This window comes from Streptomyces sp. NPDC057565 (assembly GCF_042801455.1).
GTDB lineage: Bacteria > Actinomycetota > Actinomycetes > Streptomycetales > Streptomycetaceae > Streptomyces > Streptomyces yanii.
Map to the genome: position 1 here is coordinate 79,158 of NZ_JBHVFU010000029.1, position 19,456 is coordinate 98,613.

General features: G+C 70.8%; 15 protein-coding genes and 2 pseudogenes. 12 read left to right on the forward strand and 5 right to left on the reverse strand.

Annotation, left to right across the window (positions count from 1 at the left end):
• Window positions 1-41 precede the first annotated feature (41 nt).
• The 4 genes from ACFU8W_RS33690 (at window position 42) to ACFU8W_RS33705 (ending at window position 5,651) form a co-directional block, all read left to right on the forward strand.
• The gene (locus ACFU8W_RS33690; RefSeq protein ID WP_384045379.1) at window positions 42-1,319 is read left to right on the forward strand and encodes an acetyl-CoA C-acetyltransferase; all 1,278 of its coding nucleotides are present in this window, start codon (window positions 42-44) and stop codon (window positions 1,317-1,319) included.
• A 149-nt stretch (window positions 1,320-1,468) separates the two neighbouring features.
• Window positions 1,469-3,391: an AMP-dependent synthetase/ligase gene (locus ACFU8W_RS33695; protein ID WP_384045381.1), complete on the forward strand. Its 1,923-nt coding sequence runs from the start codon at window positions 1,469-1,471 to the stop codon at window positions 3,389-3,391.
• A 364-nt stretch (window positions 3,392-3,755) separates the two neighbouring features.
• Window positions 3,756-4,568: a M23 family metallopeptidase gene (locus tag ACFU8W_RS33700; RefSeq protein ID WP_266984565.1), complete on the forward strand. Its 813-nt coding sequence runs from the start codon at window positions 3,756-3,758 to the stop codon at window positions 4,566-4,568.
• 321 nt (window positions 4,569-4,889) lie between these two features.
• Window positions 4,890-5,651 carry a class I SAM-dependent methyltransferase gene (locus ACFU8W_RS33705; protein WP_384045384.1) on the forward strand — a complete coding sequence of 254 codons (762 nt, stop codon included), beginning with the start codon at window positions 4,890-4,892 and terminating at the stop codon, window positions 5,649-5,651.
• A gap of 74 nt (window positions 5,652-5,725) precedes the next feature.
• Here ACFU8W_RS33705 and ACFU8W_RS33710 read toward each other — a convergent pair.
• A pseudogene (locus tag ACFU8W_RS33710) lies at window positions 5,726-5,926 on the reverse strand (hypothetical protein); the annotation flags it as partial.
• Between the two features lie 20 nt (window positions 5,927-5,946).
• Between ACFU8W_RS33710 and ACFU8W_RS33715 the strand changes: the two are divergent.
• From ACFU8W_RS33715 to ACFU8W_RS33740, 6 genes are all read left to right on the forward strand, one after another.
• Window positions 5,947-6,894, forward strand: coding sequence for an LLM class F420-dependent oxidoreductase (locus tag ACFU8W_RS33715; protein ID WP_384045387.1), 948 nt, complete (start codon window positions 5,947-5,949; stop codon window positions 6,892-6,894).
• Window positions 6,895-6,905: 11 nt separating this feature from the next.
• The gene (locus ACFU8W_RS33720) at window positions 6,906-7,691 is read left to right on the forward strand and encodes an SDR family NAD(P)-dependent oxidoreductase (RefSeq protein ID WP_384045390.1); all 786 of its coding nucleotides are present in this window, start codon (window positions 6,906-6,908) and stop codon (window positions 7,689-7,691) included.
• A 113-nt stretch (window positions 7,692-7,804) separates the two neighbouring features.
• Window positions 7,805-8,926, forward strand: a complete 1,122-nt coding sequence (locus ACFU8W_RS33725; protein WP_345517600.1) for an LLM class flavin-dependent oxidoreductase — start codon at window positions 7,805-7,807, stop codon at window positions 8,924-8,926.
• A gap of 218 nt (window positions 8,927-9,144) precedes the next feature.
• Window positions 9,145-10,884, forward strand: coding sequence for an amidohydrolase family protein (locus ACFU8W_RS33730; RefSeq protein ID WP_384045393.1), 1,740 nt, complete (start codon window positions 9,145-9,147; stop codon window positions 10,882-10,884).
• Window positions 10,881-12,341 (forward strand): aldehyde dehydrogenase family protein, encoded by a 1,461-nt coding sequence (locus ACFU8W_RS33735; RefSeq protein WP_384045396.1) that lies wholly within the window; start codon window positions 10,881-10,883, stop codon window positions 12,339-12,341. Before ACFU8W_RS33730 ends, ACFU8W_RS33735 begins: the two co-directional genes overlap by 4 nt.
• 247 nt (window positions 12,342-12,588) lie before the next feature.
• Window positions 12,589-14,154, forward strand: coding sequence for an APC family permease (locus ACFU8W_RS33740; protein ID WP_384045399.1), 1,566 nt, complete (start codon window positions 12,589-12,591; stop codon window positions 14,152-14,154).
• Between the two features lie 4 nt (window positions 14,155-14,158).
• Here the strand turns inward: ACFU8W_RS33740 and ACFU8W_RS33745 are convergent, their stop codons facing one another.
• The 4 genes from ACFU8W_RS33745 to ACFU8W_RS33760 all read right to left on the reverse strand — a co-directional run bounded on the left by ACFU8W_RS33745 (window position 14,159) and on the right by ACFU8W_RS33760 (window position 16,141).
• Window positions 14,159-14,653, reverse strand: coding sequence for a hypothetical protein (locus tag ACFU8W_RS33745; protein ID WP_384045402.1), 495 nt, complete (start codon window positions 14,651-14,653; stop codon window positions 14,159-14,161).
• Window positions 14,650-15,156, reverse strand: a complete 507-nt coding sequence (locus tag ACFU8W_RS33750; RefSeq protein ID WP_384045406.1) for an RNA polymerase sigma factor — start codon at window positions 15,154-15,156, stop codon at window positions 14,650-14,652. Before ACFU8W_RS33750 ends, ACFU8W_RS33745 begins: the two co-directional genes overlap by 4 nt.
• Entirely contained in the window at window positions 15,146-15,655 is a 510-nt protein-coding gene (locus ACFU8W_RS33755; RefSeq protein ID WP_384045409.1) for a DUF3995 domain-containing protein, read from the reverse strand. The genes ACFU8W_RS33750 and ACFU8W_RS33755 overlap by 11 nt, the downstream gene beginning before the upstream one ends.
• A 96-nt stretch (window positions 15,656-15,751) precedes the next feature.
• Window positions 15,752-16,141: an Lrp/AsnC family transcriptional regulator gene (locus tag ACFU8W_RS33760; protein WP_384045414.1), complete on the reverse strand. Its 390-nt coding sequence runs from the start codon at window positions 16,139-16,141 to the stop codon at window positions 15,752-15,754.
• A 184-nt stretch (window positions 16,142-16,325) separates the two neighbouring features.
• On the opposite strand from ACFU8W_RS33760, the gene ACFU8W_RS33765 reads away from it, so the two are divergent.
• Window positions 16,326-16,652, forward strand: coding sequence for a hypothetical protein (locus ACFU8W_RS33765; RefSeq protein ID WP_384045417.1), 327 nt, complete (start codon window positions 16,326-16,328; stop codon window positions 16,650-16,652).
• A gap of 42 nt (window positions 16,653-16,694) precedes the next feature.
• Window positions 16,695-19,339, forward strand: a pseudogene (locus ACFU8W_RS33770) (GNAT family N-acetyltransferase).
• The last annotated feature ends 117 nt before the right edge of the window (window positions 19,340-19,456 follow it).

Consider the following 19,456-nt stretch of genomic DNA (forward strand, 5'->3'; position numbering starts at 1 on the left):
AGAGTAAGGTTACTCAAGGGTCAGGAGCTGGTCGAGATGAGTTGGTCGAGTTGATCCCCCTCGCTCTCCCGCAGCCGCGCCGGGTCGCGGTCATCGGCGGCAGCCGCATCCCGTTCGCGCGCTCCGACGGCCCGTACGCGCAGGCCTCCAACCAGGACATGCTCACCGCCGCGCTGAACGGACTCGTCGAGCGGTTCGGGCTCCAGGGGCAGCAGGTCGGCGAGTTCGTGGCGGGCGCCGTCCTCAAGCACAGCCGGGACTTCAACCTGGCCCGCGAGACCGTCCTCGGCTCGGCGCTCGACCCGCGCACCCCCGCGTACGACATCCAGCAGGCCTGCGGCACCGGTCTCCAGGCCGTCATCGCGGCCGCGGGCAAGATCACGCTCGGTGCGGTCGACTCCGCGATCGCGGGTGGCACCGACACCACGAGCGACGCGCCACTCGGCGTCAACGACCACCTGCGCAGGCTGCTGCTGGCGGCCCGGCGGGCGAAGTCGACCGGCGGGCGGGTCAGGGCACTTGCGGGCATACGTCCCCGGCACCTCGTGCCGGACGTCCCGCGCAACGCCGAACCCCGCACCGGACTCTCGATGGGCGACCACGCGGCGATCACCGCGCGCCAGTGGGACATCGGCCGCGCCGACCAGGACCTCCTCGCCGCCACCAGCCACCAGCGGCTCGCCGCCGCGTACGAGCGGGGCTTCCTGGACGACCTCGTCGTTCCCCACCTCGGGCTCGCCCGCGACCAGAACCTCCGCCCCGGCTCCACCGTCGAGAAACTTGCCGCGCTGCGGCCGGTGTTCGGTGCCGACCACCCGGACGCGACGATGACCGCGGGCAACTCGACCCCGCTCACGGACGGCGCCGCCACCGTGCTGCTGGCGAGCGAGGAGTGGGCGCGGACGCGCGGGCTGGAGCCGCTCGCGTACCTGTCGCTGTACGAGACCGCCGCCGTCGACCACGTGAGCGGTGAGGACGGACTCCTGATGGCACCCGCGTACGCCGTACCGCGGATGCTGGAGCGTGCCGGGCTGGGTATCGAGGACTTCGATCTCTTCGAGATCCACGAAGCCTTCGCCTCCCAGGTGCTTGCCACCCTGGCCGCCTGGGAGAAGCAGGGGCTCGCCCCGGTCGACCGGGAGAAGCTGAACGTGGCCGGATCGTCCCTCGCCACCGGGCACCCGTTCGCGGCGACCGGGGCACGGATCGTCGCCACGCTTGCCAAACTGCTGGCGGAACGGGGAGCGCCGGGCCGCGGGCTGATCTCGATCTGCGCCGCGGGCGGCCAGGGAGTCACCGCGATCCTGGAACGCCTGTGACGCCCGTGACGCCCTGACGTATCGAGCCCGCCCGGCGTCAGGTCGTCCGGCGCGGCTGAGGATCTGTGCAAGACCGTTCGGCGACCGGGGACGAGACGGTCGCCGGACAGAACCGGCGCACCGCCCGCCCCCGAGTCGAGGAGCCGCTCGTGTCCACGCCCGCTTCCGCCACCGCACCCGCCGTGACGTCCCCCGCACCCGCCCTGGTCGAGCCGACGAAGATCAGGGCGGCGGACGGTTCCGTGCGCCAGGTCTCCGTACCCGCGTTCGCGCCGCCCGTACGGCGCGGCTCGCTCGCCGAGATCCCCTTCGACAACGCCCGTGAGGCACCGGCCGACGCCGTCCTCAGTCGCAAGCAACCCGACGGCAGCTGGCAGGACGTGACGGCGGCGCAGTTCGCCGACGAGGTGCATGCCGTCGCCAAGGGACTGATCGCGGAGGGCCTGCGGGTCGGCGACCGGATCGCGATCATGGCCCGTACGACGTACGAATGGACGCTGCTCGACTTCGCCGGATGGGCCGCCGGACTTGTCACCGTCCCCATCTACCCGACCTCCTCCGCCTTCCAGGCCCGCTGGATCCTCCAGGACTCCGGCGCCGTCGCCTGCGCCGTCGAGACGGCGGAACAGGGCCGGATGATCAGCCAGGAGCGCAAGCAACTCGGCGATCTCACCCACCTCTGGCAGTTCGGCACCGGCGCCCTCGGCCGGCTGAAGACGCTCGGCAAGGACGTCCCCGACGACGCCGTCGCCGCCCGCCGGTCCACCCTGGAACCCGGGACACCCGCCACCCTCATCTACACCTCGGGCACCACAGGGCGCCCCAAGGGCTGCGTCCTGACCCACGGCAACTTCTTCGCCGAGGTCGACAACGCCATCGAACTCCTTCACCCCGTCTTCAAGTCGGTCAGCAAGTACCCCGCCTCGACGTTGCTCTTCCTGCCCCTGTCGCACGTCTTCGGGCGGATGGTCGCGATCGGCTGTCTGCGCGCCCGGGTCCGCCTCGGCCACGCCCCGTCCATCCGGACCGAGGACCTCCTCGCCGACCTGGCGGGCTTCCGGCCCTCCTTCCTGCTGGCCATCCCGTATGTGCTGGAGAAGGTTTACAACACCGGCCGGGCCACCGCCGAGAAGATGGGCCGCGCCTCGTCGTTCGACCGAGCCGCGCGGATCGCCCAGCGGTACGGGCAGGCCGTCGAGGCCGCCGAACACGGCACCGGACCCGGACCGGGCTGGGGGCTGCGAGCAGCCCGTGCGCTGTACGACCCGCTGGTCTACCGGCGGATACGGGCCGCGCTCGGCGGCCACGTCCGGTACGCGATCTGCGGCGGCTCCCCGCTGGGCCGGCGGCTCGCCGCGTTCTACTCGGGCGCGGGCATCGAGATCTTCGAGGGGTACGGGCTGACGGAGACCACCGCTGCCGCCACCGTCACCCCGCCGCTCAGGCCACGACTCGGCACGGTCGGCTGGCCGCTGCCGGGCACCGCCGTACGGATCGCGGACGACGGCGAGGTGCTGCTCAGCGGCGGTCAGGTGTTCACCGGCTACTGGGACAACGAACGCGGTGCGGCGGTCCCCGCGCTGGACGGCGGCTGGTTCCCCACCGGTGACCTGGGCGCCCTCGACGAGGACGGCTACCTCACGATCACGGGTCGCAAGAAGGACATCATCATCACGTCGGGCGGCAAGAACGTCACTCCCGCCCCACTGGAGGACTGGCTGCGCGCGCACCCGCTGGTCAGCCAGTGCATGGTGGTCGGCGACAACCGCTCCTTCGTCACCGCCCTGATCACCCTGGAGGCGGACGGGCTCGCGCACTGGCGGCAGATGCGCAAGAAGCAGGGTGTGCCGCTCAGCGAACTGGTGGCGGACGAGGAGCTTCACGCCGCGCTTCAGCGGGCGGTCGACGAGGCCAACCGCCTGGTCTCACGCGCCGAGTCGATCCGTAAGTTCGCCGTGCTGCCGGTGGACTTCACGGAGGAGCGCGGGCATCTGACGCCGTCGCTGAAGCTGAAGCGGGACGCCATCGCACGGGACTTCGCGGCGGAGATCGAGGCGCTGTACCGGAAGTAGGCCACCGCTGCCGCCCGTTCGCGACTTAGAGGAGCTCACAAAATGGGCGCCCGGCTCGCGACGCCTGGCACGCACGCTCGCTGCGTTGCCGAAATGCCCTAGTAGCTCCTTCCCCGAGCTCTCGGCTTCGTTCGAGCAGGGGAGACCCCGTCCGAGGACCTTCCAGCGCCTTGCGATCGCACGCACCAGACGCCGCGAGCTGATCGGACTCCCATTTTGTGAGCTCCTCTTAGGGCCCCACGCATACGTCCTCCGGGCCCGGTGGGTCTATGGGGGAGGCTGAAACTCCGGCACTCTTGAGCCCGTTCAACCCGGATTGATGCCCCGCACCGCACTCCACGCCCGGATTCGACTCGGAGGACGTATGCGATCCCTACGTATCGCCCTGCTGGCCCTCGTGGCTCTGCTCGCAGGACTGCTCACCGCGACTCCCGCCGCAGCGGCGCCGAACTTCAAGGCACCGTTCCCCTGCGGCCAGACCTGGACCTACAGCCACCATTCGGCGGAGGTCAGATCGGCGCTCGACTTCGTCCGCACGGACGGCGGGGCCACCGCCGGGACCCCGGTCCTCGCCTCGTCGGGCGGGACCGCACACCGCTACTCCCAGCCCAGCGGCGCGGGCAACTACATCGTGATCGACCACGGCGGCGGGTGGCAGACCTACTACTTCCACCTCTCCTCGTACTCCGTCGCCGACGGCGCCTCGGTCTCCCAGGGCCGGCAGATCGGCGTGACGGGCACGACCGGCAACAGCTCCGGCGCCCACATCCACTACGAGCAGCTGTACAACGGTGTCGGTCAGACCATCGCGATCAACGGCCAGTCGCTGGCCCCGTACCCCGGCTCGTACTACAGCAAGTACCTGACGAGCGACAACGGTTGTGGTGGCGGGAAGTACTGGGTGGACACGTTCGCCAACGCGACGGGCTACGCCGCAGCCAACACCGTTGACGCACAGGGCGTACTGAACGCGGGCACGAACTACGTCTACTGCAAGGTGTGGGGTGCCCAGGTCGGCTCGGGCAGTGCCTACAACCACTGGTGGCTGAAGACCGACCTGGACACGGTCTACGCGGGCAAGAACGGTCGCGGCGCGTACGTCTCCGCGTACTACCTCTCACGCTGGGGCAACGACGAGGCGCGCGACAACAACGGCACGGTCATTCCGAACTGCTGACCCCGGTCCGGTGGGTGGTCCCGCCCGTTCCCCGGGAGGGGGCGGGCAGGACCGCCGGGACAAGGGTGTGCGCGGGGCGGGACAGCACACGGAGTCCGCGCGCAAATTCAGTCCGGAAACGTGCGCGAGCGTCATCGGGAATGCCGCCTTGACGGCCTCCGGCGGGGGTGTGGGCAACGCTGCGGCCATGGCCGCAGGGGTGATGGTGCGGCAGCCCCGCGCAGCCTCTCGGACGGCCGTCCGAGACTCCGCGCGATCGCCTCTGAGCTGGGCTTTTACGGTGCGCAGCCCTATCGTTTCCCCATCGTGAAAGGGGATCCGATGGACCGGAACATACGCACGGTCGACGACGTATTGAAGCTGCTGGACGGCCTGTTCGCGCCGGAGGCCGATCGCTGGACGGCGGACGGGGCCGGCTGGTGGGACGGTTTCTACACCGACCGTTCGAAGCCCGTGCCGTTCTTCGTGGCGAAGCCGGACGAGAACCTGGTCTCGTACCTCGACCGATCCCTGATCACGCCGGGCCGTGCGCTCGACCTCGGGTGCGGTCCGGGGCGCAACGCCCTCCATCTCGCCTCCCTGGGCTTTCAGGTGGACGCCGTCGACCTCTCCCCGGCAGCCATCTCCTGGGCGAAGGAGCGCGCCCGCGAAGCCGGTGCCGACATCCGGTTCCGCTGCGGTGACGCCTTCGCCCTCACCGAGGCCGAATTGGACGGACCGTACGACCTGATTTACGACTCCGGCTGCTTCCATCATCTGCCGCCGCACCGCCGCGTCAGCTACCTCGCCCTGCTCGACCGCGCCCTCGCCCCGGGCGGCCATCTGGCCCTCACCTGCTTCGCAGCCGGAGCAATGGGCTCCGAACTCCCGGACGCGGAGTTCTACCGCCAGAAGGGCCTCCACGGCGGGCTCGCCTACACACCGGATTCCCTGCGCCGGATCTTCTCCGGTCTGACGGAGGTCGAACTGCGCCGCATGCACGACGAAGCGCCCGAGTCCCCGTACTTCGGTGAACCGTTCCTGTGGACGGCCCTGTTCCGCCGCGATGTGCAGACATCGCCCGGTGGATCACGCACGGAGTGACGGAGCGGGACTCGGAGCACGCAGAACTCGTTGCCTTCCGGCTCGGCCACCTCCACGTGAGCGGGTCCGTCCATGTCGTGCTCGCGCGCCACCGTCGCACCTGCCGAGGTCAGGCGCTCGACCGCCTCGACGACGCGCGGCACGCCGTCCACGACCGGCCGGAGTGACGGATCCGCTGTTCTTCTCCCCCCTCTCTTGTCTGATGCATCGTCAGGTACGACGATGGCACCCGCCTCGACACATGACGAAGCGTCAGTTCCGTCGGGGCGGGACACGGAGGAAGGGAGGCGACCCGGTGCCGATACTGCCCACCGGGCGGCTGTCGTACGGGATGCAGCTCCCGGTCCAGTCGCAGAGCACCATCTATGCGGAAGCGTGGGAGGCCTCGGCCGGGCCCGGTGATCTCGCCGAGATCGCCCGCACCGCCGACCGCACCGGCTTCGCCTATCTGGCGAGCTGCGACCACGTCGCGATTCCCCGGCGGCTCGCCGATGTCATGAGCACCGTCTGGTACGACCCGGTGGCCACCCTCGCCTTTCTCGCCGGGATCACCGAGCGGGTCCTGCTGATGAGTCATGTCGCCGTCGTCGGGCTGCGTCATCCGCTCGCCACCGCCAAGCAGTACGCCACGCTCGACCATCTGTCCGGCGGTCGGCTGATCCTCGGGGTCGGGGCCGGGCATGTGCGGGAGGAGTTCGAGGCGCTCGGGGCGGACTTCGACGGGCGCGGGGCCGTGCTCGACGAGACCGTCGACGCGCTGAAGGCGGCGCTCGGGCCGGAGGAGTACCCGGAGTTCGCCGGAGAACGGTTCTCGTTCAGCGGGCTCGGGCAGCGGCCGCGGCCCGCGCAGGAGCGGGTTCCGGTCTGGGTGGGCGGTTCCTCGCCCGCCGCCGTGCGCCGGGCCGCGCTGCGGGGTGACGGGTGGCTGCCGCAGGGGGATCCCAGGGACCGGCTGCCGCAGCAGATCACCAGGGTGCGGGCATTGCGGGAGGAGGCCGGTATCGAGGCGCCGCTGGTCGTCGGCGCCATCACCGAGCCGCTGTACGTGGGGGAACCGGCGTGGGCCGTGGGGCGGCGCACGCTCAGCGGGAAGCCGGAGGCCGTCGCCGAGTCGCTGCGCGCGTACGGGGCGATGGGGGTGCACCAGATCCAGGTGCGGTTCCGCAGCCGGAGCCGCGGCGAACTGACCGATCAGATGGCGGCGTTCGCCGCCGATGTCGCTCCATACCTCGACCAGCAGTAAGGAGTACGGACATGGGCAAGCTGGATGGGCGCACCGTCCTCATCAGCGGCGCCGCACGCGGGCAGGGCGAGCAGGAGGCGCGGCTCTTCGTCGCGGAGGGTGCTCGGGTGGTGATCGCCGATGTGCTCGACGACCAGGGGGAGGCGCTGGCGAAGGAGCTGGGGGAGGGGGTCGCCCGGTTCGTGCATCTCGATGTGAGCCGGGAGGAGGAGTGGCAGGGCGCGGTCGCCGCCGCCAGGGACGCCTTCGGGAAGATCGACGGCCTGGTCAACAACGCGGGGATTCTCCGGTTCAACGAACTGGTGACCACCCCTCTGGAGGAGTTCCAGCAGGTGGTGCAGGTCAATCAGGTGGGCGCGTTCCTGGGGATCAAGAACATCGCGCCGGAGATCGAGGCCGCGGGCGGCGGGACGATCGTCAACACCGCCTCGTACACCGGGCTCACCGGCATGGCCTTCGTCGGCGCGTACGCCGCGACCAAGCATGCCGTGCTCGGGCTGACCAGGGTCGCGGCGGTGGAGCTCGCGGGCAGGGGGATACGGGTCAACGCGGTGTGCCCGGGGGCCGTGGACACGGCGATGACGAACCCGGCCGCACTCGATCCGACCGCGGACCCGGAGGAATCCCGGGCGGCGGTGGCGGAGCTCTACAGGAAGCTCGTGCCGCTGGGGCGGATCGGGCAGCCGGAGGAGGTCGCGGCCCTGGCGCTCTTCCTGACCTCGGAGGACTCCTCGTACATCACCGGGCAGCCGTTCGTCATCGACGGCGGGTGGCTGGCCGGGGTGAGTCTGTTCTGAGGGCAGGGGAGCTGGCGATGCGTCAGGTATTGACGGGTCGGGCGGCCGGTGGAACAGTCGGTCGCATCACAATCTGACGGTGTGTCAGAAATGATTGAGGACGGTGAACCTCCTTGGAATTCGGGCTGTTTGTACAGGGGTACGTGCCCGCCGCGCGCGCCGAGGCCGACCCCGAGGCAGAGCACAAGGCGCTGATCGAGGAGACCGAGTACGTCATCCAGGCGGACAGGTCCGGTTTCAAGTACGCCTGGGCCTCCGAGCACCACTTCCTGGAGGAGTACTCGCATCTCTCGGCCAACGACGTGTACCTGGGGTACCTCGCGCACGCCACGGAACGGATCCACCTCGGATCCGGCATCTTCAATCCCCTCGCCCCCGTCAACCACCCCGTGAAGGTCGCCGAGAAGGTCGCCATGCTCGACCATCTGTCGGAAGGCCGCTTCGAGTTCGGCTCGGGGCGCGGGGCCGGCAGCCACGAGATCCTCGGGTTCATGCCGGGCATCACCGACATGAACCACACCAAGGAACTCTGGGAAGAGACCATCGCCGAGTTCCCCAAGATGTGGCTCCAGGACGAGTACGTCGGTTTCCAGGGCAAGCACTGGTCACTGCCGCCCCGCAAAATCCTGCCGAAGCCGTACGGGACGTCCCATCCGGCGATGTGGTACGCGGCGGGGTCGCCCTCCTCGTACGCCATGGCGGGGCGGAAGGGCCTCGGTGTGCTGGGCTTCAGCGTGCAGAAGGTCTCGGACATGGAGTGGGTCGTCGAGTCGTACAAGACGGCCGTCAAGGACGCGGAGCCGGTCGGTGGCTTCGTCAACGACAACGTCATGGTGACGTCCACGGCCATCTGCGCCGAGACGCACGCCAAGGCGGTCGAGATCGCGGTCGGCGGCGGGCTGAACTACCTCCAGTCGCTGCTGTTCCGCTACCACGACACGTTCCCGCGGCCCGAGGGCATTCCGCAGTGGCCGGAGCTGCTGCCCGAGTACAGCGAGGAGATCATCGAGCTGCTGATCGCCGAGGAGCTGATGATCTGCGGGGATCCGGACGAGGTGCTGCGGCAGTGCAAGCGGTGGGAGCAGGCGGGGGCGGATCAGCTGAGTTTCGGGCTGCCGATCGGAATCAGTCCCGAGGACACGATGAACTCGATCCGGCTGATCGGTGAGCACGTGATTCCGAAGATCGATACGGATCCGGTGCACCGCACGACGCGGTTCCGCGAGGCGGCGTAGCCCAGGGCGCCTGCGGCGGGCCCGTTCGCGCACCCGCCCCTTCCCGGAACCGGGGCTCCTCCCCTGGTTGCGGGAGGGGGCGGGTGGGGGACAGCCCCGCAGGACCATCCCCGCCCCCACACGAGCGGCGTCTTCCCGGACCGTCGCTCCGCGAGCCGGGGTGCGTACCGCGGTCGTACGCACCCCGGCTGCACACCCACGGCAGAAGGGAACCCGTCATGCTCGACCACCTCATCCGCGGAGCGACCGTCGTGGACGGCACCGGCGCTCCCTCGTACACCGCCGACCTCGGCATCCGCGACGGCCGCATCGCCGTCATCGCCGAGCCCGGCACCCTCATCGAGGAGGCCGTGACCTCGGAGGACGCCACCGGACTCGTGCTCGCCCCCGGCTTCGTCGACCCCCACACCCACTACGACGCCCAGCTCTTCTGGGACCCGTACGCCACCCCCTCCATGAACCACGGCGTCACCACCGTCGCCGGCGGCAACTGCGGCTTCACCCTCGCCCCCCTCCACCCCGACCGTCCCGAGGACGCCGACTACACGCGCCGCATGATGTCCAAGGTCGAGGGCATGGCCCTCAAGGCGTTGGAGGAAGGCGTCGACTGGTCCTGGTCCAGCTTCCGCGAGTACCTCGACGCCCTCGAAGGACGCATCGCGGTCAACGCCGGGTTCATGGTGGGTCACTGCGCCCTGCGACGGCACGTCATGGGTGCCGACGCTGTGGGCGGACAGCCCACCCCGGCCCAGCTCGACGCGATGCTGCGCCTCCTCCACGACGCCATGGAGGCCGGCGCGTGGGGGCTCTCCACCACCCAGTCCGCCACCCACTCCGACGGCGACGGCAGGCCCGTCGCCTCCCGGCACGCCCTCCCCGAAGAACTCCTCGCGCTCTCCCGAGCCGTCGGCGAACACGAAGGCACCCAGCTCGAAGCGATCGTCGCGGGCTGCCTCGACCAGTTCTCCGACGACGAGATCGACCTCCTCGTCGACATGACCGCGACCGCCGGACGCCCCCTGAACTGGAACGTCCTCACCATCGACGCCGCCGTCCCCGAACGGGTACCGCGCCAGCTCGTTCCCAGCGAACGGGCCCGCCGCGCGGGCGGCCGGATCGTCGCCCTCACCATGCCGATCCTCACCCCCATGAACATGTCGCTCGGCACCTTCTGCGCCCTCAATCTCATCCCCGGCTGGGGCGAGATCCTCTCCCTCCCCGTCCCCGAGCGGATCGAACGGCTCCGCGACGCAGGCACCCGCGCCGAGATGCTCCGCCGCGCGGACAGCAAGGAGGCAGGAGTTTTCCGCCGCCTCGCCGACTTCGGCCGGTACGTCATCGGCGACACGTACAGCGCGGCGAACGAGGGGCTCAGCGGGCGCGTCGTCCGTGACATCGCTGCCGAGCGCGGCCAGGACCCTTTCCACTGCCTCGTCGAGATCTGCGCCGCCGACCGGCTCCGTACGGTGCTGTGGCCCATGCCCACCGACAACGACCCGGACTCCTGGGCGCTGCGGCAGCAGACCTGGGAACACGAGGACGTCATGCTCGGCGGCTCCGACGCGGGCGCCCATCTGGACCGGATGTGCGGAGCCCCGTACACCACCCGCTTCCTCGGCGACTGCCTGCGCGGCCGGAAACTCGTCTCCCTGGCCGCCGCCGTCAGAATGCTCACCGACGACCCCGCCCGGCTGTTCGGGCTGCGTGACCGCGGCCGGATCCAGGAGGGCTTCCACGCCGACCTCGTCCTCTTCGACCCCGAACGCATCGACGCCGGGCCCGCCACCCTCGTACACGATCTGCCCGGCGACAGCCCGCGCCTCGACTCCAAGGCCATCGGCATCGTGTCGGTCCGCGTCAACGGCGTGGAGACGCTGCGCGACGACAAGGTGACCGGTGCGGTCCCCGGCACGGTGCTCCGCTCCGGCCGCGACACCCGGACGGTGAGCACCCAGTGACCACACCCCAGCGCCTCTTCATCGGCGGCGAGTGGACCGAACCCGACGACGGTCACTACGAGGTGATCAACCCGGCCACGGAGGACGTCGTCGGTCTCGCACCCGAGGCGAGCCGCGCGCAGGTGTACGCGGCGGCCGCCGCGGCCCGCGGAGCCTTCCCCGCATGGTCCCGCACCCGCCCCGAGGAGCGTGCGGCGATCCTCGACCGCGCCGCCGATCTGATGCAGCGCGACTTCGCCGCCAACGCCGCACTCGCGCGGGCGGAGAGCGGCGCGACGACGGGAACGGCCCGGTCCATGCAGGTCGCCGTCGGCGCCGCCCGCTTCCGGCGGTATGCGAGGGGCGCCCTGGAACCGGTCGAGGAGGCGATCCCCCCGCAGATCAACGAGGCCGGACCGATGGGCAGGGCAGGCGTCCTCGGCGCACTCGCCGTACGCCAGCCGGTCGGCGTCGTCACCTGCATCACCTCGTACAACAACCCCTGGGCCAATCCGGCCGGCAAGGTCGCCCCCGCGCTCGCCATGGGCAACACGGTCGTCGTGAAGCCCGCCCCGCAGGACCCCCTCTCCGTCTACCGGATGGCCGAGGCGCTTGCGGAGGCGGGCGTGCCGGCGGGCGTCGTCAACGTCGTCACCGGTTCGGGCCCCGCGGCGGGTGAGGCGGCCGTCGACTCCCCGGACGTCGACATGGTCAGTTTCACCGGCTCCACGGCCGTCGGACAGCGCATCGCCGAAGTGTGCGGGCGCGGGATGAAGCGACAGCTGATGGAGCTGGGCGGCAAGGGCGCCGCGGTCGTCCTCGACGACGCCGACCTGGACGCGGCGGCGGCGGGCATCGGCACGACGTTCTCCTTCTACAGCGGCCAGATCTGCACGGCTCCGACGCGCGTCCTCGTCCAGCGGGGCGTCCACGACGCGCTGATCGAGAGGCTCACCGCGTACGCAGGTCATCTGCCGGTCGGCGACCCGGCGGCGAAGGGGACGGTCGTCGGACCGGTCATCTCCGCCGCCCACCGCGACCGCATCGAGTCGTACGTCGAACTGGGCCGGAAGGAGGGCGCCCGGGTCGTCACGGGCGGCGAGCGACCGGCAGGACACGACCGCGGCTTCTATGTCGCACCGACACTCCTCGCCGACTGCACCAACGACATGCGGGTCGTCCGTGAGGAGATCTTCGGCCCGGTCGTCGTGGTCGTCCCCTTCGACGACGAGGAGGAGGGCATCGCACTCGCCAACGACAGCGACTACGGACTGATCGACTACGTCTGGTCCGGGGACGTGGCGCGGGCCTTCGGGGTGGCGCGGCGGCTGCGCGCGGGCGGGGTCGGGGTGAACACGATCGGCCGGAACATGGAGGCCCCGTTCGGCGGGTTCAAGAGGAGCGGGGTGGGGCGCGACGTGGGTTCGTACGCGCTGCATGCGTACAGCGAACTCCAGGCGATCGTCTGGCCCGGCTGAGCATCGGGGCGGGGCGGCTGTCCGGATAACGGACAACCGTGGGAAATTTTCGAATCAACATAAACCGGACAGTGCTGCGGTTCTCGCACGATGACTCGATCGAGCCCCAGCCATTGATTGAGTGGCGATCTGCTGTACTCGTGTTTAATTCATCTGCGTTTAGTGGTTATTGGTCGCCCAATCCAAGGTTGGCCCACCGGAGTCTCGCACTCCGGATGTGGATATCGCAGCGCATACCGTCCTTTTCATGAGTCAGCTGGACGTGCGGCCGCAGGCCGGAGACACGGGACGGGGCACCGCCCCGGCCGACGGCGGTGTTCGCGGCAAGGGCCTGGGCGGCAATTCCGTCGGCCTGATGGGCAGCGCCGTCATCGGCATCTCGACCGTCGCCCCCGTCTACTGCCTCACGTCCACCCTCGGCTCCACCGCGGGCGAGGTCGGCGTCCAGATGCCCGCCGTCTTCCTGGCCGGCTTCCTGCCCATGCTGCTGGTCGCCTTTGCCTATCGCGAACTCAACAAGGTCATGCCGGACTGCGGTACCTCCTTCACCTGGACGGTGAAGGCATTCGGCCCGCGCGTCGGCTGGATGTGCGGCTGGGGGCTGGTCATCGCCACGATCATCGTCCTGTCGAACCTGGCGGGCGTGGCGACCTCGTACTTCTGGCTGCTCGCGGGCGAGATCACCGGCAGCGACTCGATCGCCGCCCTGGACGACAACAAGCCCGTCCACATCCTCACCTGCCTCATCCTGATCGCGGTCGCCACGGCGATCAGCTATCGGGGGATGACAGCCACGAAGGGCATCCAGTACGCGCTGGTGGGGCTCCAACTCGTGGTCCTCGCCCTGTTCGTGGCGATGGCGGTGCAGAAGGGGACGAGCGGGGACTTCGCGTCGTCGGTCCACTTCTCGTGGTCGTGGCTGAACCCGTTCGCGGTGCAGTCCTTCGCCGCCTTCACCGCGGGCCTGTCGCTGTCGATCTTCATGTTCTGGGGCTGGGACACCTGCCTCACCGCCAACGAGGAGACGACCGGCAGCGAGAAGACCCCCGGCCGCGCCGCACTCATCGCGATGGTCGTCCTGGTCGGCTCCTACCTGGCGACCGGCGTCGCCGCCCAGATGGCCGTCGGCTCCGGCACCACCGGTCTCGGCCTGGCCAACCCGGACACCTCCGACAACGTCTTCGCCGCGCTGGCCGGCCCGATCATGGGTCCTGGCCTCGGCATCCTGCTGTTCGTCGCCGTCCTCGCCTCGGCTGCGGCGAGCCTCCAGACCACGTTCATCCCCGTGGCGCGCACGGTGCTGGCCATGTCCACGTACGAGGCCCTGCCCGCCTCGTACGCCCGGGTCCACCCGCGCTTCAAGACGCCCGGGAGGGCAACCGTCACGGCGGGCGTCGCGACCGGTGTCTTCTACACGGTCATGACCCTGGTCAGCGAGCACGTCCTGGTCGACACGATCTACGCGCTCGGCCTCATGATCTGCTTCTACTACGCGCTGACGGCGTTCGCCTGCGCCTGGTACTTCCGCGCCGAACTCACCCGCTCCGCCCGCGACCTGGTCTTCAAGGGCCTCTTCCCGGTGGTCGGCGGCATCCTGCTCACCGCCGTCTTCGGCAAGACCCTCTACGACATGTGGGACCCGGCGTACGGTTCCGGCTCGTCGGTCCTCGGGGTGGGTTCGGTGTTCGTGATCGGTGTGGGGCTGCTGCTGCTCGGTGTGGTGCTGATGGTGGTGATGCAGCGCAGGAGCCCCTCGTTCTTCCGCGGCGAGGTGCTGACGAAGGAGACCCCGGCGCTCGTCGTCGAGGACTGAGCGGTCACCCCACCACCCGCTCCTCCAGCCGTTCCAGCACCCGTCGCCCCGCCCGCCCCACGGCCACGGGAAGCAGAGCCGCGTGGCCCGGGACGCGTACGCCGCCGGTGAACGCCACCAGGGTGTGATCCGGGGCGGTGGCGGACGGGGTGGCCGCCATGCCGATCAGGAGGAAGCGGCTCTGCAGCCATACCCAGCCGGGGCGGCGGATGCCGTCGAAACGGGCCCGCAGGCCGAGGCGGCCCACGGCCACGGCCTCGATCCGGTCGCCGTCCGCGCGGGTCAGGCGCAGGCCACGCATGTCCGGGACCAGGCGGGCCAGTTCGCCGTCCAGGTCCGCGAGGATCGGGGCGATCGTGTCGTACGGGGCGGCGACCTCGCGGGTGGTGACACGGGCACCGCGGACACCCGCCGCGAGGGCGTGCAGGCGGCGGACCGGGTCGAGGGCGGCTTCGACGGGCCGCGGGACGGAGCCCGGGGCGGGGTGGTTGTCGGTCATGACGACCATGCCTTCCTGAAGGAGTCCCGGGCCCGGTGCAGACGTGACTTCACGGTGCCTACGCGCAGGCCGAGCAGTGCGGCGGCGGACTGTTCGTCGAAGCCCTCGATGTCGCGCAGGACCAGGACCGCGCGGTGTTCGGGGGAGAGCCGGGCGAGGGTGTCGTCGATGTCGGCGGCCAGCTGCGGGTCGCCGCGGCCGGGCAGCGAGGTGAGGTCGGCGGGGACGGCGCGGGCGGCGCGGCGGGCGACACGGACCGCTTCGCGGCAGGCGATCGCGCGCACCCAGCCGTACAGCGCGGCCGGTTCCTTCAGCGTCCGCAGACCGCGGAAGACGGCGACCAGGGTCTCCTGCACGGCGTCCGGTCCGTCGGCGAGCGCGATGGGCGTGCAGATGCGGCCCGCGTACGGGATGAGGAGGTCGAGGAGTTCGTTCATGGCGATCGTGTCGCCGCGCTGGGCGGCGCGCACCAGCAGCACCGCGCGGTCGTGGTCATCGGACACGGGCGGGGGCTTCCTCCGTCGCGGTCTCGTTCTTCGTGGAGCCGTCCGTTGCCGCCAGGCGGAACGCGGCCAGGGCCATGGCCAGGCACAGGGGCGTGTACAGGGCCAGGTTGAGCCAGTAGAACGTGTCTCCCGCCCCCTCGTCGAGACCCGCCCGTACGCCGAACGCCCAGGCGACGCCCGCCAGTCCGCGGACCGCCGTACCGCAGCCGACGGCCAGTGTGGCGGCCTGCAGGAGACGGCCGATGCGGGTGCGGCGGCCGAGCCGGGCGCGGGCCACGACCAGTGCGGATCCGGTCAACAGCATGGTGGCCAGGGGAAGCAGGACCGGCGGGGTGAACGGAACGTCGGCGCCCAGTACCGCGTACGAGAGTGTCGTGACGTCCTGAGCGGGCCAGGTGGCGCCGGTGGACCAGAAGAGGTGCAGCAGGGCGTCCGTGGTCAGGACCGTGGCGATGGCGGTGGCGAGCGCGGTGGCGGTGGGGCGGGTCGGGCGCATGACGGCTCCTCTGCGAAGAACGGGTGACGGGATGCGTCACCCCACAGAGGAGCCGGACCGGGGATTCGTTCCCCAGTCAGTGCGATGCGTGGCGATTCATGGCGCGGAGGTCGGTGACAGCGGCACCCGGCCGTTGAACCACAGCTTGTGGACGGCCACTTCGAGCACCGCCTCGGTGCCCAGGACCCCTTCCAACGGGCGCACCTGGTTCTGCAGGAACCTCCACAGCTCGTTGTCGTCCTGGACGAGAACCTGGGCGAAGACATCGGCTCTGCCCAGCATCGTGGAGACGTGGCTGATCTCCGGGTGACGGCAGAGTGCGGCCACCACCGCGTCGTGGTGGGCGGGGGCGACCCGGAGGAAGAGCAGCGCCAGTCGGCCGGTGCGCAGGTGGCCCGGGTCGGCGAAGGCGGCGATCCGCCGCGGCGCCGGACGCGACGGTGTACGCGTGCGGCCCCGGCGGCCTGCTCGACGCCGTGCGCGCACTGCACACGGGCCCGGTCCACACCGAACGCTTCACCGCCCCGGAACCGGCCGGATCCCCGGACGGCGACCATGCCTTCGAGGTGCGGCTGGTCCGCACGGGTCTGGATCGTCCGAGGACACCGCAGGCACCGGGCAGGAGCAGCCCGCCCTCGCCAAACGCATGCGCTGGTACGACGGTTTCGCCATGTCGCTGACGATGCCCGCCGCCCTCGTCGCCTCGCTCGGTGCGTCGATCGGCGGTCTCGGCGCCTGGGGCGCCATCGTCCTGTGGGCGGTCTCCATGGTGCTGGCCACGGCCACCAACTGGATCTACACCGAGCTCGCCGCGATGTTCCCCGAATCGTCCGGAGGCATCGCCCATTACGCCACCGAGGGCTGGAAGTCCCGTGCCCCGGTCGTCGGCCCGCTGGCCGGCGTCGGCCCAAGGTGCAGGACCGACGCCGACAGCCGGAGCGGCGTGACGGGCGGGCCGTGCGCCAGCGACTCAGGGCCCCGATTTAGGTTAGGCTAACCTAAATTCTGAGCGGGGGAGTCGAGCAAGGGCGGGAACGGCATGCGCAACGAGGTCTACCGGGACGACTGGGGCATACCCCACCTGCGCGCGCCGGGAATCCGTCAACTCGCCCATGCCCAGGGCCGCAACGCCGCTCTGGACCGCGCCTGGCAGATCGAGGTCGAACGGCACCGGGCGCAGGGCACCACCGCCGCGTTCCTCGGTACGGACGCCGTCGAATGGGACCGGTTCGCCCGCCGGGTCCGGCTGGACGACACCGCCCGACGCTGCTTCGAGCGTCTGGAATGCGCCGCACCGCGGACTGCGGACTGGGTGCGGTCGTACGTCGACGGCGTCAACGCGGGCCTGACGGAAGGGGCGGACAGGGCGCCCGAGTTCGCCGCTGTCGGCCTCGCGCCGGGAACCTGGCGGCCCTGGACCCCGCTCGGCGTCTGGCTCTCCACCCACATCCTGTTCGCGGGCTTTCCCACCAAGCTCTGGCGCGAGGAGGTCGCCCGCCGACTGGGCGACGACGCCATCGAGCTCTTCGCCACCGACGGCCCCGGTACCTCCGGCAGCAACGGCTGGCTCGTCACCCCTGAGCGCACCGCCACCGGGGCACCGATCATCGCGGGCGACCCGCACCGGTTCATCGAGGACCCGGGCGTCTACCAGCAGATCCGTCTCGCCTGCCCCGAGTTCGACGTGGTGGGCCTCGCGGTCCCCGGCGTGCCCGGTCTGGCCCACTTCGGCCACACCGGGCACGTCGCCTGGGCGATCACCAACGCCATGGCCGACTACCAGGACCTCTACCGGGAACGGCTGCGGCGCACACCGGCCGGTGACGTCGAGGCGCTCGGCCCCGACGGCTGGGAACCGGCCGCCGCCCACACCGAGACCATCGACGTGGCGGGCGCCGACGCCGTGACCGTCGAGGTCGTGGAGACCTGCCGCGGGCCCGTGATCATCGGCGGCCCGGACACCGGCGAGGAAGCCGTCAGTCTCCGCCACCCGCCCCGCGTCACCGGCGAGCTCGGCTTCGACGCCCTGCCCGCGATGCTCCGCTCCCGCACGGTCGCCGAGCTCGACACCGCGCTCGACCGCTGGGTGGAGCCGGTCAATGTGGTCCTGGCGGCGGACACGGCGGGCGCGACCCTGCACCGGGTCGCCGGACACGTACCCGTGCGCCCGCGCGAGAATCGGCTGCGTACGGTGCCCGCCTGGGACGCCGCATACACCTGGCGGGACCGCCGCGCGCCGATGCCGCGCGCGGATGTCCTCGGCGCGGCGGTGATGGCCAACCAGCGGGAGATCGCCGCCCCGCTCGGCATCGAGTTCGCACCCCCGCACCGGGCCGACCGGATACGGGAACTGCTCGACGAATCGGCCCACTGGACCGCCAAGGACATGGCGAACATCCACATGGACACCCATCTCGCCTCCGCCCGCCCCCTGTTGGGGCTGCTGGAAGAGGTGTCGGTGCCCGGCCCGCAGGCCGTACGGCTGCGCGAACGGCTGCTGCGCTGGGACCGGCGGATGGACGCCGACAGCACGGACGCCACGCTGTACGCGGCGCTGCGCGCGGAGGTCGTGCACCGGCTGGCCGCCCACCCGGCGCTCGCTCCGCTGAACGGGTCGGCGCACTCGGATCCGTACCCGGATCTCTTCCGCCCCTGGCTCGCGACGGTGCCGAGGATCGCGTACGCGCTGGAGGGGCTGCTGACGGGGACCGGCGGACCGCTGACGCACGCGGAACGGCTGGCGGTGGTCACGGGCGCCGTGGAGCAGGTCGCGGGTGAGGAAATACCCCGTCCCTGGGGCGAGGTGCACCGGCTCGCGCCCTGGCAGGCGCTGCCCGGCACGCACCCCGGAGAGACCTGGCCGGGGCTCGCGGGCGACCACGACTGCGTCCTGTCCACGTCCAGCGTCCCCGGCGTCACCGACCACAGCGCCCGCGGCCCGGCCGCCCGCTACGTATGGGACCTGGCGCGGCGCGAGGACAGCTTGTGGGTGGTCCCGCTCGGGGCGTCCGGGGTCCCGGGGGACCCCCACCACCGCGATCAACTCCCGTTGTGGGTACGGGGAGAACTCGTCCCCGTCGTCACGGACTGGAACCTGCTGCACCGAGAAGAGGAGACCCCGAGATGAGCGCCGAGACCAGCGCCGAGCCCCGTGTGTACGAGCGGGAGGCCGACGGCTTCGGCTCCGTCCGCCTCGTCCCCGTCGACCCGGCAGGCGACCTCGACCTGCTCCACACCTGGGTCACCGAGGAACGCGCCCGTTTCTGGGGCATGGGCGAATACAGCCGTGAACAGGTCCTGGAGACCTACGAGTTCCTTGACTCGCTCACCACGCACCACGCCTATCTGGTCCACCGCGACGGCGAACCCGTCGCCCTCTTCCAGACGTACGAACCGGACGCCGACCCGCTCGGCGAGTGCTACGACGTGCAGCCCGGCGACCACGGAGTCCACCTGCTGGTCGGCCCCACCGGCACCACCGAACCGGGGTTCACCGGCGTGCTGCTCTCCGTACTCATCGGCTACGTCTTCAGCGATCCCGCCCACCGGCGGATCGTCGCCGAGCCCGACGCCCGCAACGAGAAGGCGGTCGCCCGGCTGGTCCGGGCCGGCTTCGAGCTCGGCCCGGAGATCGAGAAGCCGGAGAAGCGGGCCCGGCTCGCCTTTCTGAGCCGGGCCGCCTAGTGCTGCGAGGTTGAACAACAAGCTAGTGTCTTGAGTCTTTATTTCATTGCAGAAGTAGGCTGGGTTCATGGCGCGTATGGGTCGGCCGACGGTCGAGGTGGTTCTGGCGGATGAGGA